Here is a 15,952-nt window from a genome sequence, read left to right as displayed (position 1 = left end):
TAGATTCCGAACAATAATCAAATCCTGAAATGTCATTATTTCGTTCTGAACTGTTATTGTTTATATTTGCTAATTTTTATATAATATTGTTAAGGACTTTAAATCAAAAAGGAGTTTCATTATGAAGAAGAATCGTAAAGCTAAAAAGTGGCAATTGTATGCAGCAATCGGTGCTGCCAGTGTAGTTGTATTAGGTGCTGGGGGGATTTTGCTCTTTAGACAACCATCTCAGACCACGGTAAAAGATGAGCCTACTCATCTTGTTGTTGCCAAGGAAGGAAGCGTCGCATCCTCTGTTTTATTGTCAGGGACAGTAACAGCAAAAAATGAACAATATGTTTATTTTGATGCTAGTAAGGGAGATTTAGATGAAATCCTTGTTTCTGTGGGGGATAAGGTTAGTGAAGGGCAGGCTTTAGTCAAGTATAGTAGCTCAGAAGCGCAGGCGGCCTATGATTCAGCGAGTCGAGCAGTTGCGAAGGCAGATCGTCATATCAACGAACTCAACCAAGCACGCAATGAAGCCGCTTCAGCTCCGGCTCCACAGTTGCCAACGCCAGCAGGAGGCGAAGGAGCTGCAGCGCAAACTTCAACTCCAGTCGCAGGATATTCAGTATCCTCTATTGATGCACAACTAGGGGATGCCCGTGATGCCCGTGCAGATGCAGCGGCACAATTAAGCAAGGCTCAAAGTCAGTTGGATGCAATGACGGTTCTCAGTACCCTAGAGGGAACTGTGGTCGAAGTCAATCGTAACGTTTCCAAATCTCCAACAGGAGCAAGCCAAGTGGTAGTTCATGTCGTAAGCAATGAAAACTTGCAAGTTAAGGGTGAACTATCTGAATATAACCTTGCCAACTTATCTGTCGGTCAAGAAGTAACCTTTACATCTAAAGTTTACCAAGATAAGAGCTGGACTGGTAAGATTAGCTACATTTCTGACTACCCTAAAAACAATGGCGAAGCAGCAAGTGCAGCAGCTACCGCAGCAACTGGTAATTCTGGCTCCAAATATCCATATACCATTGATGTTACAAGTGAAATCGGTGACTTGAAACAAGGATTTTCAGTAAGCGTTGAGGTCAAGAATAAGAGTAAAGCCATTTTGGTTCCTCTAACAAGTATTGTGACTGAAAATGATAAGAACTATGTCTGGGTGCTTGACGAGCAGAAAAAGGCCAAGAAAGTGGAAGTTGGTTTGGGCAATGCTGATGCAGACAACCAAGAAATCACATCAGGTCTGACAAATGGAGTCAAGGTCATCAGTAACCCAACGTCTTCTCTAGAGGAAGGAAAAGAGGTAAAGGCTGATGAAGAAACTAATTAGTTTAAAAAATATCTGCAGAAGTTACCGTAATGGTGACCAAGAATTGCAGGTTCTCAAAAATATCAACCTAGAAGTGAATGAGGGTGAGTTTGTTGCCATCATGGGACCATCTGGTTCTGGTAAGTCCACTCTCATGAATACGATTGGCATGTTGGATACACCAACTAGTGGAGAGTATTATCTTGAAGGTCAAGAAGTAGCTGGACTGGGTGAAAAACAACTAGCCAAGGTCCGCAACCAACAAATCGGATTTGTCTTTCAGCAGTTCTTTCTTCTATCTAAACTCAATGCTCTGCAAAACGTAGAATTGCCCTTGATTTACGCGGGAGTTTCATCTTCAAAACGTCGCAAGTTAGCTGAGGAGTATTTAGACAAGGTTGAATTGACAGAACGTAGTCATCATTTGCCTTCGGAATTATCTGGTGGTCAAAAGCAACGTGTGGCTATTGCGCGTGCCTTGGTAAACAATCCTTCTATTATTCTAGCGGACGAACCGACAGGAGCCTTGGATACCAAAACAGGTAACCAAATCATGCAATTATTAGTTGAACTGAATAAAGAAGGAAAAACCATTATCATGGTAACGCATGAGCCTGAGATCGCTGCTTATGCCAAACGCCAGATTGTCATTCGAGATGGAGTTATTTCATCTGATAGTGCTCAGTTAGAAAAGGAGGAAAACTAAGATGCAGAATCTGAAATTTGCCTTTTCATCTATAATGGCCCACAAGATGCGCTCTTTTCTCACTATGATTGGGATTATCATTGGTGTTTCATCTGTTGTTGTGATTATGGCTCTGGGAGATTCCATGTCTCGTCAGATCAATAAAAATATGACCAAGTCACAGAAGAATATCCATGTCTTTTTCTCGCCTATCAAAAGTAAAGATGGTTCTTTTACCCAAAAGCAATCAGCTTTGACAGTCTCTGGTAAAGAAGAGGAAGTCCATGTTGAACCGCCAAAACCGCAAGAAGCTTGGGTTAAGGAGGCGGCCAAACTTAAGGGTGTAGATAGTTACTATGTAACCAACTCGACAAATACGACCCTGTCTTATAAAGATAAAAAGGTTGAGCGCGCTAGCTTGACAGGTGGAAATATTACTTACATGAAGGCGGTTGAAAATGAAATTGTTGCAGGCCGCAGTCTCATAGCTCAAGATTATAAAGATGTGGCCAGTGTCATTTTGCTAGACCAAGAACTTGCTAATAGCCTGTTTGGGTCTGCTCAAGAAGCTGTTAACAAGATTATAGATGTTGGTGGCTTTAGCTATCGTGTTATTGGTGTTTATACTAGCGATGAGGCCAAGGCTGTCAAGACATTTGGTATTGGTGGACTTCCCATTACGACTAATATTTCTCTTGCCAATAACTTCAATATGGATGAAATTTCTGATATTGTTTTCCGAGTTAATGATACCAGTTTGACACCAACTGTAGGACCAGAATTAGCTAGAAAAATGACCGAAATTGCTAGTCTTCAACAAGGAGAGTATCAGGTGGCAGATGCGACTGCAGCCTTCCAAGAAGTACAACAACTTTTTGGATTTATAACTACGATTATTAGTGCCATCGCAGGAATTTCTCTCTTTGTTGGAGGAACTGGTGTTATGAATATCATGCTGGTTTCAGTAACAGAGCGTACTCGTGAGATTGGTCTCCGTAAGGCTTTGGGTGCGACACGTGCTAATATTTTAATCCAGTTTTTGATTGAATCCATGATTTTGACCTTGCTAGGCGGAGTTATTGGTCTAACCATTGCAACAGGATTAACCGCTATAGCTGGTATACTTTTGCAAGGTTTGATTGCGGGTATAGAAGTGGGAGTATCAATCCCAGTTGCCCTATTTAGTCTTGCAGTTTCAGCTAGCGTGGGTATGATTTTTGGAGTTTTGCCAGCCAACAAGGCATCAAAACTTGATCCAATTGAAGCCCTTCGTTATGAATAGAATCAACAAGATGGACATTCGTCTATCTTGTTTTTGTATAGATTTCCCTATCGAAAATCCTTAAAAATGTGATATAATGAAGTGTTAGAAAAACAGGTTTCATTTGCCTGGAAAGGAAAAATTATGTCTGAAAAGAATTTTTATATTACAACGCCGATTTACTATCCATCTGGTAAACTTCATATCGGATCTGCCTACACAACCATTGCTTGTGATGTCCTAGCCCGTTACAAACGCTTGATGGGCTACGATGTCTTTTATTTGACAGGTCTTGATGAGCATGGTCAGAAAATCCAGCAGAAAGCGGAAGAAGCTGGCATCACACCTCAAGCCTATGTTGATGGGATGGCAGTTGGAGTTAAAGAACTCTGGCAATTACTCGATATCTCCTATGATAAATTTATCCGTACAACTGATGACTACCATGAAAAAGTAGTGGCGCAGGTCTTTGAACGCTTGCTTGCTCAAGATGATATCTATTTGGGTGAATACTCTGGTTGGTATTCAGTCTCAGATGAGGAATTCTTTACAGAAAGCCAGCTTGAAGAAGTATTCCGTGATGAAGCTGGAAATGTAACTGGTGGTATTGCTCCATCAGGTCACGAGGTTGAATGGGTATCTGAAGAATCATATTTTCTTCGCCTCAGCAAATACCAAGATCGTTTGGTCGAATTTTTCAAGTCCCATCCTGAATTTATCACTCCAGATGGTCGTCTGAATGAAATGCTGCGCAACTTCATCGAGCCAGGTTTGGAGGATTTGGCGGTATCTCGTACAACCTTTACATGGGGAGTACCAGTCCCATCAAATCCAAAACACGTTGTCTATGTTTGGTTTGATGCTCTACTCAACTATGTGACAGCTCTTGGCTACGATCAAGACGAACACGCTAACTTTGACAAGTTCTGGAACGGAACAGTCTTCCATATGGTTGGAAAAGACATCCTTCGTTTTCACTCAATCTACTGGCCAATCCTTCTTATGATGTTGGATATCAAATTGCCAGAACGTTTGATTGGTCATGGTTGGTTTGTCATGAAAGACGGTAAGATGTCTAAGTCTAAAGGGAATGTTGTCTATCCTGAAATGTTGATAGAGCGTTTTGGACTAGATCCACTTCGTTACTACCTCATGCGTAGCCTTCCAGTTGGTTCAGATGGAACTTTCACTCCTGAAGACTATGTCGGCCGTATCAACTATGAATTGGCCAATGACCTTGGAAATCTCCTCAACCGTACGGTTTCTATGATTAACAAGTACTTTGATGGTCAAATCCCTGCCTATGTAGAAGGTGTGACTGAATTTGACAATGCTCTTGCTGAGGTTGCAGAACAATCAATCGCAGACTACCATACACACATGGAAGCAGTTGACTACCCACGTGCGCTTGAAGCGGTCTGGACCCTTATCTCTCGTACCAATAAATACATTGACGAGACGGCTCCATGGGTCTTGGCTAAGGATGAAGCTCTTCGTGACCAATTAGCAAGTGTCATGAGCCACTTGGCAGCTAGCCTTCGTGTCGTCGCTCATTTGATTGAGCCATTTATGATGGAAACCAGTCGTGCAGTCTTGAATCAACTTGGCTTGGAAGAAGTAGCGAGCCTTGAAAACTTGAGCTTGGCTGACTTCCCAGAAGATGTGACTGTAGTTGCTAAGGGAACACCAATCTTCCCACGTCTGGATATGGAAGAAGAAATCGCCTATATCAAGGAACAAATGGAAGGTAACAAACCAGCCGTCGAAAAAGAATGGAATCCAGACGAAGTTGAACTCAAACTAAACAAGGAAGAAATCAAGTTTGAAGACTTTGGCAAGGTCGAAATCCGTGTCGCAGAAGTCAAAGAAGTGTCTAAAGTAGAAGGTTCAGATAAGTTGCTTCAATTCCGCTTGGATGCTGGTGATGGAGAAGATCGTCAAATTCTCTCAGGAATTGCAAAATTCTATCCAAACGAACAAGAATTGGTCGGCAAGAAAGTCCAAATCGTTGCCAATCTCAAACCACGTAAAATGATGAAGAAATATGTCAGCCAAGGGATGATCCTCTCAGCTGAACATGATGGAAAATTAACTCTTCTCACAGTTGATCCAGCTGTACCGAATGGAAGTGTGATTGGGTAAAAATAGACAGGACTAGTTCATGCTAGTTCTGTTTTTTTCTTTAACTATTATGCTTTACAAACTAGTGTGAAAGTGGTATATTATAGATGAAGCTACTAGTAGGTATTACAGAATAGATTAGAAGGGAGAAGGAATGAAGGAAACTCAACTATTAAAAGGTGTTCTTGAAGGTTGTGTCTTGGATATGATTGGTCAAAAAGAGCGGTATGGTTATGAGTTGGTTCAGACTTTGCGAGAGGCTGGATTTGACACTATCGTTCCAGGAACTATTTATCCTTTGTTGCAAAAGTTAGAAAAAAATCAATGGATAAGAGGCGACATGCGTCCGTCGCCAGATGGTCCAGATCGGAAGTATTTTTCGTTAACTAAAGAAGGAGAAGAGCGTGTCTCAGTCTTTTGGCAACAATGGGACGATTTGAGTCAAAAAGTAGAAGGGATTAAGAATGGGGGTTAAACCATGAAGAAAATGAAGTATTATGAAGAAACAAACGCTTTGCTGCATAAGTTTTCTGAGGAGAATCAGCAGTATTTTGAGGAACTGTGGGATAGTTTTAATCTTGCTGGATTTCTCTATGATGAGGACTATCTCAGAGAGCAGATTTATTTGATGATGTTAGATTTCTCAGAAGCAGAACGAGATGGCATGAGTGCAGAGGATTATTTAGGTAAGAATCCTAAAAAAATAATGAAAGAGATTCTCAAGGAAGCACCACGCAGTTCTATCAAGGAGTCCCTTTTGACGCCAATTTTTGTCCTAGCGATATTACGTTACTATCATCTACTGGGTGATTTTTCTAAAGGTCCTCTCTTAACAGTCAATTTGCTTACGTTTTTAGGGCAACTTCTTATTTTTCTGGTCGGATTTGCTCTTGTGGCCACAATCTTACGTTGGGGATTAGTCCAAGATTCTCCTAAAATGAAAATTGGCACCTATATTGTCGTTGGAATTCTTGTTCTGCTAGTTGTTCTGGGATATGTAGGAATAGGAAGTTTTGTACAAGAAGGAGCATTTTATCTTCCTGCTCCCTGGGATAGTTTGTCTGTCTTTACGATTTCCCTAGTCATCAGTATTTGGAATTGGAAAGAACCGATTTTTCGTCCATTTGTTAGTATGATTGTTGCCCATCTTGTGGTAGGTTCTCTGCTTCGTTACTATGAGTGGATGGGAATTTCAAATGTTTTCCTTACAAAATTCATTCCTTTAGCTGTTCTCTTTATTGGTATCTTTCTCTTTTTCCGTGGGTTTAAGAAGATAAAATGGAGTGAAATATAGTCAAAAAGCCGTTGCAAAGCGGTTTTTTGTTATAATTAATTGAAGAATGTAGAATCAAAGGAGAATAACATGACATTTGAAGAAATCCTGCCTGGGTTAAAGGCTAAGAAAAAATATGTACGTACTGGTTGGGGAGGGGCGGAAAACTATGTCCAACTTTTTGACACCATTGAACAAAACGGGATTGCACTTGAAGTGACGCCCTATTTCCTAATCAACGTGTCTGGGGAGGGAGAAGGTTTTTCTATGTGGAGCCCAACACCTTGTGATGTTTTGGCAACAGATTGGGTAGAAGTGCATGACTAGACGTGTACTCATTACAGGGGTGAGCTCAGGTATCGGATTAGCTCAAGCTTGCCTCTTTTTAGAGAATGGCTATCAAGTTTATGGAATTGACCAAGGTGAAAATCCACTTTTACAGGGTGATTTCCACTTTTTACAGAGAGATTTGACCTTGGACTTGGAGACTATTTTTGACTGGTGTCCTCAGGTTGATGTTTTGTGCAATACTGCTGGAGTTTTGGATGATTACAAACCACTTTTGGAACAAACGGCGCAGGAAATTCAAGAGATTTTTGAAATCAACTATGTGACTCCTGTTGAGTTGACTCGTTATTATTTGACACAAATGCTGGAGAATAAAAAAGGAATTATTATCAATATGTGCTCCATAGCTTCGAGCCTAGCTGGTGGCGGTGGACACGCCTATACTTCTTCGAAGCACGCCTTGGCTGGATTTACCAAGCAGTTGGCTTTAGACTATGCAGAAGCTGGGATTCAGGTCTTTGGAATTGCTCCGGGTGCCGTCAAGACGGGTATGACTGCTGCGGACTTTGAGCCAGGTGGCTTAGCGGACTGGGTGGCTAGTGAAACGCCAATCAAACGCTGGATCGAGCCAGAGGAAGTAGCAGAGATCAGCCTTTTCTTAGCAAGTGGGAAAGCGAGCGCCATGCAAGGACAAATATTGACTATTGATGGTGGCTGGTCTTTGAAGTAGGAGTAGTTGGATGGAAATCAAAAATCACTTTGGAGTCTACGGTGTTTGCTATAAACATGGTTACCTTCTTTGTATTCAAAAAACAGCAGGTCTCTACAAAAATAGGTTAGACCTTCCCGGTGGTAGTCAGCAACTTGGTGAAGGACTGACGGAAACGCTGATTAGAGAAGTTATGGAAGAGACAGGATTTACTGTTAGAAGCTACTCCAATCCTCGAATCTACGATGTTTTCGTCAGGGAAGAGTTAACAAATTTTATGGTTCATCATATCATGGCATTGTATGATGTTGAAATGAATGAGGAGGCACCTCAAGTTACTATTTCTGAAGCTATCTCTGATGGTGTTAATGATTCACTGGGATATGTTTGGATGGATATTCAAAAAATCACAGAAGAAAATGCATCGCCATTAGTATTGAAGGTTAAGACTGAATTATTAGGATTTCCAGAATTGGACAAGACCTTGTATATGAATTGGAAGGTGAATGATGAGAAACCAACTAGCTCTGAGTGGCGAAAAAATTCTTGAAAAAATTTATCCTCAGTTATTGCACCACATAGGTATGATTAGAGGCGAATACTTGTTGAGAGAGCTCAATCAAAACATCCTGTTACCAAGTTGTCAGCAATTTGTAAAAGATTATCTAGAGACTATCTGCTCCCTGTACTCAGATGAAGAAGTTTGCTATCGTTTTACTGAATTAACGAATACAGAAGCTAATTGTCTAAAGGGGACTAAAGAGTATTTTGATGAAAATCATCCCTTGTTTGGTTATAGAGGAACTAGGCGTTTACTAGCGTGTCTGGATGAATTTCAGGCTGAGGCACATGTCGTTACAGAAGTTTATCAAACCAATCCCAATCTATCTGTTATCTTTCCTTTTGTCAATGATGCTGAGCAGTTAAAGCAAGCTATTACAGTATTGCGTCAGCAGGGTTTTACTGGGAAAATTGCCACGATGATTGAATTACCGTCAGCATATTTTGACTTGGACAGCATACTGGAAGCTGATATTTCAAAGATTGTAGTTGGAATGAATGATTTGACTTCTTTTGTTTTTGCCACTGTGAGAAACAGTCAATGGCATGATATGGAAAGTCCAATTATGTTAGATATGTTAATACAGATGCAGGATAAAGCAAGGATGGAAAAGATTGATTTTGCTGTAGCAGGCTATCTGAATACTTCTTTCATACAAAAAATGAATCAGATGGGTATCGAATGCATTATCCACTATAGTTCTATTCCAGAGATTTTTAATTTAGAGATTGACCATCCAGATCATCTTAAACACATAAAAGAAGAAAGTAAAAAATTACAAAGGAGCACCCATGACACCGCAAGAAATGTGGAATGACTACAAGAAAATTAACCCCTCTATAGGAGATGAAATCGATGCTTGGGCTTTTGGAGTGGAACCAGATCTTTTAGCAGATTTGGTTTTAAAAGGCGAAAAGACTGCAACAGCCTCAGCCTACGACCTCTATGCACTAGAAGCCGAGTCTCTTCCTCAAGAAGGGACCTTTGATGTCATTTTAGACAGTCAAAATCAGGCTGTCTGTATTGTCGAAATTACAAAGGTTTCTGTTGAATCCTTCAATCGAGTGTCAGCTGAACATGCCTATAAGGAAGGTGAGGGAGACAAATCACTTACCTATTGGCGTCAGGTTCATGAGAATTGTTTCGCCGAGTGGCTGAAAGAAGTAGGACTGACTTTTACACCTGAAAGCAAGGTTGTTTTAGAAGAATTTCGCAAGGTCTACCCACTGTAGACTATTAGAAGGAAGAAAGTTTTGGAAATCGCCGTCCAATCCTTTTTTCTCCAGCAAAACATGATATAATAAGTTTGTTTGAAGAAGAGCTCTAGCTCTTAAACTTAGATAGGAGAAAACTATGCAAGCAGTTGAACATTTTATTACGCAATTTGTTCCTGAACATTATGATTTATTTTTAGACTTGAGTCGTGAGACCAAGACGTTTTCAGGGAAAGTGACCATCACTGGTCAAGCACAGAGTGACCGCATCTCCCTCCACCAAAAAGACTTGGAAATCGCTTCTGCAGAAGTTGCAGGGGAAGCTCGTCCATTTACAGTTGACCATGAAAATGAAGCCCTTCATATTGAATTAGCTGAGGCTGGTCAAGTTAAAGTGGCTATCGCTTTCTCAGGAAAAATTACAGACAACATGACAGGGATTTACCCTTCTTATTACACAGTTGATGGAATCAAGAAGGAAGTTTTGTCTACTCAGTTCGAGAGTCATTTTGCGCGCGAAGCCTTTCCATGTGTGGATGAGCCAGAAGCCAAAGCAACTTTTGACCTCTCTCTACGTTTTGACCAAGCAGAAGGTGAATTGGCCTTGTCTAACATGCCAGAAATCGATGTTGAAAACCGTAAGGAAACAGGTATCTGGAAGTTTGAGACAACACCTCGCATGTCTTCTTACTTGTTAGCCTTTGTTGCGGGTGATTTGCAAGGTGTGACGGCTAAAACTAAAAACGGTACCCTTGTAGGTGTCTACTCAACCAAAGCCCACCCATTATCTAACCTTGATTTCTCACTGGACATCGCTGTTCGCTCAATCGAGTTTTACGAAGATTACTATGGAGTTAAGTATCCAATCCCTCAATCTCTCCATATCGCCCTTCCTGACTTCTCAGCTGGTGCTATGGAAAACTGGGGTCTTGTGACCTACCGTGAAGTTTGCTTAATTGTAGATGAAAACTCTACATTTGCCAGTCGTCAACAAGTTGCCCTTGTTGTGGCCCATGAATTGGCTCACCAATGGTTTGGCAATCTCGTTACTATGAAATGGTGGGATGACCTTTGGCTCAATGAAAGCTTTGCTAACATGATGGAATATGTCTGTGTGGATGCCATTGAGCCAAGCTGGAATATCTTTGAAGATTTCCAAACAGGTGGAGTGCCTCACGCTCTTGAACGAGATGCGACTGATGGTGTTCAGTCTGTCCACGTCGAAGTTAAACATCCAGATGAAATCAATACGCTCTTTGACGGAGCTATCGTCTATGCCAAAGGAAGTCGCCTCATGCACATGCTTCGTCGTTGGCTAGGTGATGCCGATTTTGCCAAAGGTTTGCATGCCTACTTTGAAAAACATCAGTACAGCAATACAATTGGTCGTGACCTTTGGGATGCTCTTGGTCAAGCGTCTGGCCGTGATGTTTCAGCCTTCATGGATTCTTGGTTGGAACAGCCTGGTTACCCAGTTCTCACTGTTAAAGTTGAAAATGATGTCTTGAAGATTTCACAAAAACAATTCTTCATCGGTGAGCACGAAGATAAGAACCGTCTCTGGGTTGTGCCACTAAACAGCAACTGGAAAGGTTTGCCTGATACACTCGAAACTGAAAGCATCGAAATCCCTGGCTACGCAGCCCTTCTTGCTGAAAATGATGGAGCTCTTCGTCTCAACACTGAAAATACAGCTCACTACATTACAGACTATCAAGGAGACTTGCTAGATGCTATTCTTGCTGACCTAGTTGAGCTTGATAATACAAGCAAACTGCAAATCGTCCAAGAACGTCGCTTGCTTGCTGAAGCAGGGCACATTTCTTATGCAGACTTGCTTCCAGTCCTTGATAAACTTGCTAAAGAAGAATCTTACCTTGTCGTTTCAGCTGTCTCTCAAGTAATTTCTGCCCTTGAGCGCTTTATCGATGAAGGAACAGAAGCTGAAAGAGCCTTCAAAGCCTTGGTTGCTAAATTGGCTCGTCACAACTATGACCGTCTTGGTTTTGAAGCTAAAGACGGAGAATCAGATGAGGATGAGTTGGTTCGTCAGCTGGCTGTTTCGATGATGATTCGCTCAAATGATGCAGAAGCTAGTCAAGTCGCTAGCCAAATCTTCGAAGCTCACAAGGATCAGCTTGCAGGACTTCCAGCAGCTATTCGCTCACAAGTCCTTATCAATGAGATGAAACATCATGAGACCAAAGACTTGTTAGCACTTTATCTTGATACTTATACTCACGCAACAGATGCTGTCTTTAAACGCCAGTTGGCAGCAGCTCTTGCGTACAGTACAGATGCGGACAATATCCAAAACTTGATTGCTGCTTGGAAGGACAAATTTGTGGTTAAACCACAAGACTTGTCTGCTTGGTATTACCAATTCCTAGCTCACCAAGTAACTCAGGAAACAGCTTGGTCTTGGGCTCGTGAAAACTGGGCTTGGATTAAGGCAGCCCTTGGAGGAGATATGAGCTTTGATAGCTTTGTTATCCTTCCTGCGCATGTATTTAAGACTCAGCAACGTTTGGCAGAGTACAAGGAATTCTTTGAACCGCAACTTTCTGACCTTGCTCTTAGCCGTAACATCGGTATGGGAATCAAGGAGATTGCAGCGCGTGTTGACTTGATTAACCGTGAAAAAGCTGCAGTGGAAGCAGTCGTTCTTCAGTACGGAAATGCATAAATAAGCCTAAAATAAAAAGAAAACTCAGCTATCTCATGTAAAATGCAGAGAGTTGAGTTTTTTTTAAGGCAAATTTGGTATAATGGTTTTAATAAGGAGGAGTTTCTCATGATAAAAATCTTATTGGTTGAGGATGACCTAGGCCTGTCAAATTCGGTATTTGACTTTTTAGACGATTTTGCGGATGTCATGCAGGTATTTGATGGGGAAGAAGGTCTCTACGAAGCTGAGAGTGGAGTCTATGATTTGATTTTGCTCGATTTGATGTTGCCTGAAAAAAATGGCTTCCAAGTCTTGAAAGAATTGCGCGAAAAGGGGATTACGACTCCAGTTCTGATCATGACTGCCAAGGAAAGTTTGGATGACAAGGGACATGGTTTTGAACTAGGAGCGGATGATTATCTGACCAAACCTTTCTACCTAGAAGAACTCAAAATGCGGATTCAAGCCCTTCTCAAACGTTCAGGTAAGTTTAATGAAAATACCTTGACTTATGGAAATATTGTGGTTAATTTGTCAACCAATACCGTTAAGGTTGAAGATACTCCTGTCGAATTACTGGGGAAAGAGTTTGATTTATTAGTTTATTTCCTTCAAAATCAAAATGTTATTTTACCCAAGACTCAGATTTTTGATCGTCTATGGGGATTTGATAGTGACACAACGATTTCGGTTGTCGAAGTTTATGTTTCAAAAGTCCGTAAGAAATTAAAAGGAACCACTTTTGCAGAGAATTTGCAAACCTTGCGCAGTGTTGGGTATATTTTAAAAGATGTTCAGTAAACTAAAAAAAACATGGTATGCGGATGATTTTAGTTATTTTATCCGCAACTTTGGTGTCTTCACTCTGATTTTCTCTACCATGACTCTGATTATTTTGCAGGTCATGCATTCGAGTCTCTATACTTCGGTGGATGATAAGCTTCATGGGCTGAGTGAAAATCCTCAGGCAGTTATTCAGCTTGCTGTAAATAGGGCAACAGAAGAGATTAAAGACTTAGAGAATGCTACTACAGATTCTAGCAAGACTGAGGTGAAACCCAATGTCAGCTCCAATACGGAGGTTATTCTTTTTGATAAGAATTTTACACAGCTCCTTTCTGGAAATCGATTTTTGGGATTGGATAAGATTAAGTTAGAAAAGAAAGAACTAGGTCATATCTATCAGATTCAAGTTTTTAATAGCTATGGACAAGAAGAAATTTATCGCATGATTTTGATGGAAACGAATATCAGTTCGGTTTCAACTAATATCAAGTATGCAGCTGTCTTGATTAATACCAGTCAGTTGGAGCAGGCCAGTCAAAAGCATGAGCAATTGATTGTGATTGTGATGGCTAGTTTCTGGATTTTGTCTTTGATCGCCAGTCTCTATCTAGCTAGAGTCAGTGTTCGTCCTCTGCTTGAGAGCATGCAGAAGCAACAGTCCTTTGTGGAAAATGCCAGTCATGAGTTACGAACTCCACTCGCAGTTTTGCAAAATCGCTTAGAGACCCTTTTCCGTAAGCCAGAAGCAACCATTATGGATGTGAGTGAAAGCATTGCATCGAGTTTGGAAGAAGTCCGAAATATGCGGTTTTTGACGACGAACTTGTTGAATTTAGCTCGTAGAGATGATGGGATTAAGCCGGAACTTGCAGAAGTTCCAACCAGTTTTTTCAATACGACTTTCACAAACTATGAAATGATTGCTTCGGAAAATGACCGTGTCTTCCGTTTTGAAAATCGCATCCATCGAACGATTGTCACAGATCAACTTTTACTAAAACAACTGATGACCATCCTATTTGATAATGCTATCAAATATACTGAGGAGGATGGTGAAATTGATTTTATGATTTCAGCGACTGATCGTAATCTTTATTTGTTAGTTTCCGACAATGGAGTCGGTATTTCCGCAGAAGATAAGAAGAAAATATTTGACCGCTTTTATCGAGTGGACAAGGCTAGAACCCGTCAAAAAGGTGGTTTTGGTTTAGGTTTATCCCTAGCCAAGCAAATTGTAGATGCCCTAAAAGGAACCATTACTGTTAAAGATAATAAACCAAAGGGAACAATCTTTGAAGTGAAGATAGCCATCCACACACCATCTAAAAAGAAAAAATAAAAATATCGCTCCAGTTGGGGCGATATTTTGGATTTATCTTCTACGTTTTCGTTTGATAATAGACCGTTGAACTTTTAAAACAAGTAAGCTGGATCCGATTGCTGCGGCAAAGGCAAGAGCAGTTGATAATTTTAATGATAAAAAGATAAAACTAAAGATAGCAATACAGATACAAAAAACAGCGATATTAACAAAAAATAGGATTTCCTTGAGATTGGCATCAGATTGCGCTTCAGGTGTATAATCTTGATAGCGAGGAACCTGCTGGCTTAATTCTTCTTGATAGTCTACCTCATAGGATTGTAATTTTCTTACGGGCATTATTCTCTCCTTAACAGTACATACCTATTTTATCATTTTTTCAGCAGAGAATTATTACAGAAAGGTTACAATAAGAATAAAGTCCCTTTTCAAAATCACTTTTCTTGACACCATAATGTGAAAATGATAGGATGGATGGACACCAAATACTTATTAATATTCATAATTGCTTATATTAGCAAGGGAATAGAGCTACCAAATGATTCTTTTTTACGAAAATTTCTTTCCTTATTTTCTTGATTTTATTTAATTTGATTAGTGAGATTTGTTTTGAATACAGAGACAGATTTTCTGTCTCCTATTTTTATAGTAGTGGGGTGTCTAATCGATACCTCTTGAAAAGTTAAAGGAGATAAGCATGTATCTTGCTATCAAAGAAATATTACGAAACAAACTTCGATATAGTTTGATTCTAACTACCATTTTTCTCATTGCTTTTATGGTCTTTTTTATGACTAGTTTAGCTCTTGGACTTGTGCGAAACAATCGGGCTGCTATTGATAATTGGCAAGCGACGGGTATAGTTTTATCTGACTATGCAAATGATAATTTGACAGCATCTTTTATTCCTGAAAAGGACTATAAGGAAAAGAGTTCTGAGGAGGCTACTCCACTGGGTTATATGTTCGCTGTGACCAATCTAGTCGATGATAGTGAAAAGATCAATGTTTCCATCTTTGCTCAGGAGTGGGACGCTTTTATCTCTCCTAGTTTGACGGAGGGCCGATATCCTGAAGGGGATGACGAAGTGGTCGTGGATCAGTCCTTCGAGAATTATGGAATCAAGCTAGGTGATGCCATTCAACTCAATGGAAGCGAGGCAAGGTACAAGATTGTAGGCCTGACCCAAGGAAATAAATTTTTCACCGAGCCTGTTGTCTTTACGAGTCTGACAACTTATTGGACCTTACAAGGAACTTTAAAATCAAATAAATCGATTTCTGCCTTGGTATTGAAAAATGATATAGAAGTGGCTGGCGATGGACTGAAACAAATTTCTATTCCCAAAATGATTTCGAAAATTCCTGGTTACACACCTCAGGTGAATGTATTTTCAGGGATGATTATTGCTATGATTGTCATCACAGGCTTGATTGTGGGTATATTTGTTTATATCATTACCATACAAAAACTAGGACTTTATGGAATAATGCGGGCTCAGGGAATACAGATCAAAACCATTGTATGGTCTCTTTTCTGTCAAATCTTCTTCCTAGCTGGTATGGGGATCGCTTTAGCCTTGCTTGCTATTGGAGGAGTGATTTTAGTCTTGCCAGCTACCTTCTTTTTCTACCCAAGTTGGTTAGCCTATTCTGTCCTAAGCTTGGTGATTTGCTTGATGGCCATGCTAGGTGGTGTCATTTCACTTCCACGCTTGCTAAAGGTGGACCCGATTACTGCGATTGCAGACTGATAAGG

The 15,952-nt window shown here is 40.5% G+C and carries 16 protein-coding genes; 15 read left to right on the top strand and 1 reads right to left on the bottom strand.

From position 1 onward, the window contains the following. The first annotated feature begins 118 nt into the window (after positions 1-118). From QM956_RS00270 to ciaH, 14 genes are all read left to right on the top strand, one after another. Entirely contained in the window at positions 119-1,327 is a 1,209-nt protein-coding gene (locus QM956_RS00270) for an efflux RND transporter periplasmic adaptor subunit (RefSeq protein ID WP_414302130.1), read from the top strand. After that, positions 1,311-2,012, top strand: a complete 702-nt coding sequence (locus QM956_RS00265) for an ABC transporter ATP-binding protein (protein WP_094753202.1) — start codon at positions 1,311-1,313, stop codon at positions 2,010-2,012. Before QM956_RS00270 ends, QM956_RS00265 begins: the two co-directional genes overlap by 17 nt. Position 2,013: 1 nt before the next feature. Continuing rightward, complete coding sequence (locus tag QM956_RS00260) at positions 2,014-3,273, top strand: ABC transporter permease (RefSeq protein ID WP_261065462.1); 1,260 nt, start codon at positions 2,014-2,016, stop codon at positions 3,271-3,273. A gap of 123 nt (positions 3,274-3,396) precedes the next feature. Then, the gene (gene metG / locus QM956_RS00255) at positions 3,397-5,394 is read left to right on the top strand and encodes a methionine--tRNA ligase (RefSeq protein ID WP_414302060.1); all 1,998 of its coding nucleotides are present in this window, start codon (positions 3,397-3,399) and stop codon (positions 5,392-5,394) included. A 133-nt stretch (positions 5,395-5,527) separates the two neighbouring features. Further along, a complete protein-coding gene (locus tag QM956_RS00250; RefSeq protein ID WP_000665422.1) occupies positions 5,528-5,848 on the top strand; it encodes a PadR family transcriptional regulator in 321 nt (106 codons plus the stop codon). Positions 5,849-5,851: 3 nt separating this feature from the next. Continuing rightward, positions 5,852-6,667: a hypothetical protein gene (locus QM956_RS00245; protein ID WP_414302059.1), complete on the top strand. Its 816-nt coding sequence runs from the start codon at positions 5,852-5,854 to the stop codon at positions 6,665-6,667. 69 nt (positions 6,668-6,736) lie between these two features. Beyond that, positions 6,737-6,973, top strand: a complete 237-nt coding sequence (locus QM956_RS00240; protein WP_049479736.1) for a DUF2829 domain-containing protein — start codon at positions 6,737-6,739, stop codon at positions 6,971-6,973. Continuing rightward, complete coding sequence (locus tag QM956_RS00235; protein ID WP_261021960.1) at positions 6,966-7,664, top strand: 3-oxoacyl-ACP reductase; 699 nt, start codon at positions 6,966-6,968, stop codon at positions 7,662-7,664. The genes QM956_RS00240 and QM956_RS00235 overlap by 8 nt, the downstream gene beginning before the upstream one ends. A 10-nt stretch (positions 7,665-7,674) precedes the next feature. Continuing rightward, entirely contained in the window at positions 7,675-8,193 is a 519-nt protein-coding gene (locus QM956_RS00230) for an NUDIX hydrolase (RefSeq protein ID WP_261021962.1), read from the top strand. Continuing rightward, entirely contained in the window at positions 8,153-9,022 is an 870-nt protein-coding gene (locus QM956_RS00225) for a putative PEP-binding protein (protein ID WP_261065465.1), read from the top strand. The genes QM956_RS00230 and QM956_RS00225 overlap by 41 nt, the downstream gene beginning before the upstream one ends. Continuing rightward, entirely contained in the window at positions 8,997-9,437 is a 441-nt protein-coding gene (locus QM956_RS00220) for an ASCH domain-containing protein (RefSeq protein WP_049542979.1), read from the top strand. Before QM956_RS00225 ends, QM956_RS00220 begins: the two co-directional genes overlap by 26 nt. Positions 9,438-9,558: 121 nt before the next feature. After that, positions 9,559-12,105 (top strand): M1 family metallopeptidase, encoded by a 2,547-nt coding sequence (locus tag QM956_RS00215; RefSeq protein ID WP_261051375.1) that lies wholly within the window; start codon positions 9,559-9,561, stop codon positions 12,103-12,105. 108 nt (positions 12,106-12,213) lie between these two features. After that, positions 12,214-12,888 carry a two-component system response regulator CiaR gene (gene ciaR / locus QM956_RS00210; protein WP_000590639.1) on the top strand — a complete coding sequence of 225 codons (675 nt, stop codon included), beginning with the start codon at positions 12,214-12,216 and terminating at the stop codon, positions 12,886-12,888. Next, the gene (gene ciaH / locus QM956_RS00205; RefSeq protein WP_414302058.1) at positions 12,878-14,212 is read left to right on the top strand and encodes a two-component system sensor histidine kinase CiaH; all 1,335 of its coding nucleotides are present in this window, start codon (positions 12,878-12,880) and stop codon (positions 14,210-14,212) included. Before ciaR ends, ciaH begins: the two co-directional genes overlap by 11 nt. A 33-nt stretch (positions 14,213-14,245) precedes the next feature. Here ciaH and QM956_RS00200 read toward each other — a convergent pair whose 3' ends face one another. Further along, positions 14,246-14,533 (bottom strand): DUF3270 domain-containing protein, encoded by a 288-nt coding sequence (locus tag QM956_RS00200; RefSeq protein WP_084924597.1) that lies wholly within the window; start codon positions 14,531-14,533, stop codon positions 14,246-14,248. A gap of 358 nt (positions 14,534-14,891) precedes the next feature. Between QM956_RS00200 and QM956_RS00195 the strand changes: the two genes are divergently transcribed. Continuing rightward, positions 14,892-15,947 carry an ABC transporter permease gene (locus QM956_RS00195; RefSeq protein WP_153209904.1) on the top strand — a complete coding sequence of 352 codons (1,056 nt, stop codon included), beginning with the start codon at positions 14,892-14,894 and terminating at the stop codon, positions 15,945-15,947. Positions 15,948-15,952: the final 5 nt, after the last annotated feature.

It is taken from the genome of Streptococcus mitis (assembly GCF_047460035.1).
Lineage (GTDB): Bacteria > Bacillota > Bacilli > Lactobacillales > Streptococcaceae > Streptococcus > Streptococcus mitis_DW.
Note: the sequence above shows the minus strand (reverse complement) of the source record. Positions and strands in the feature narration are given on the sequence as shown.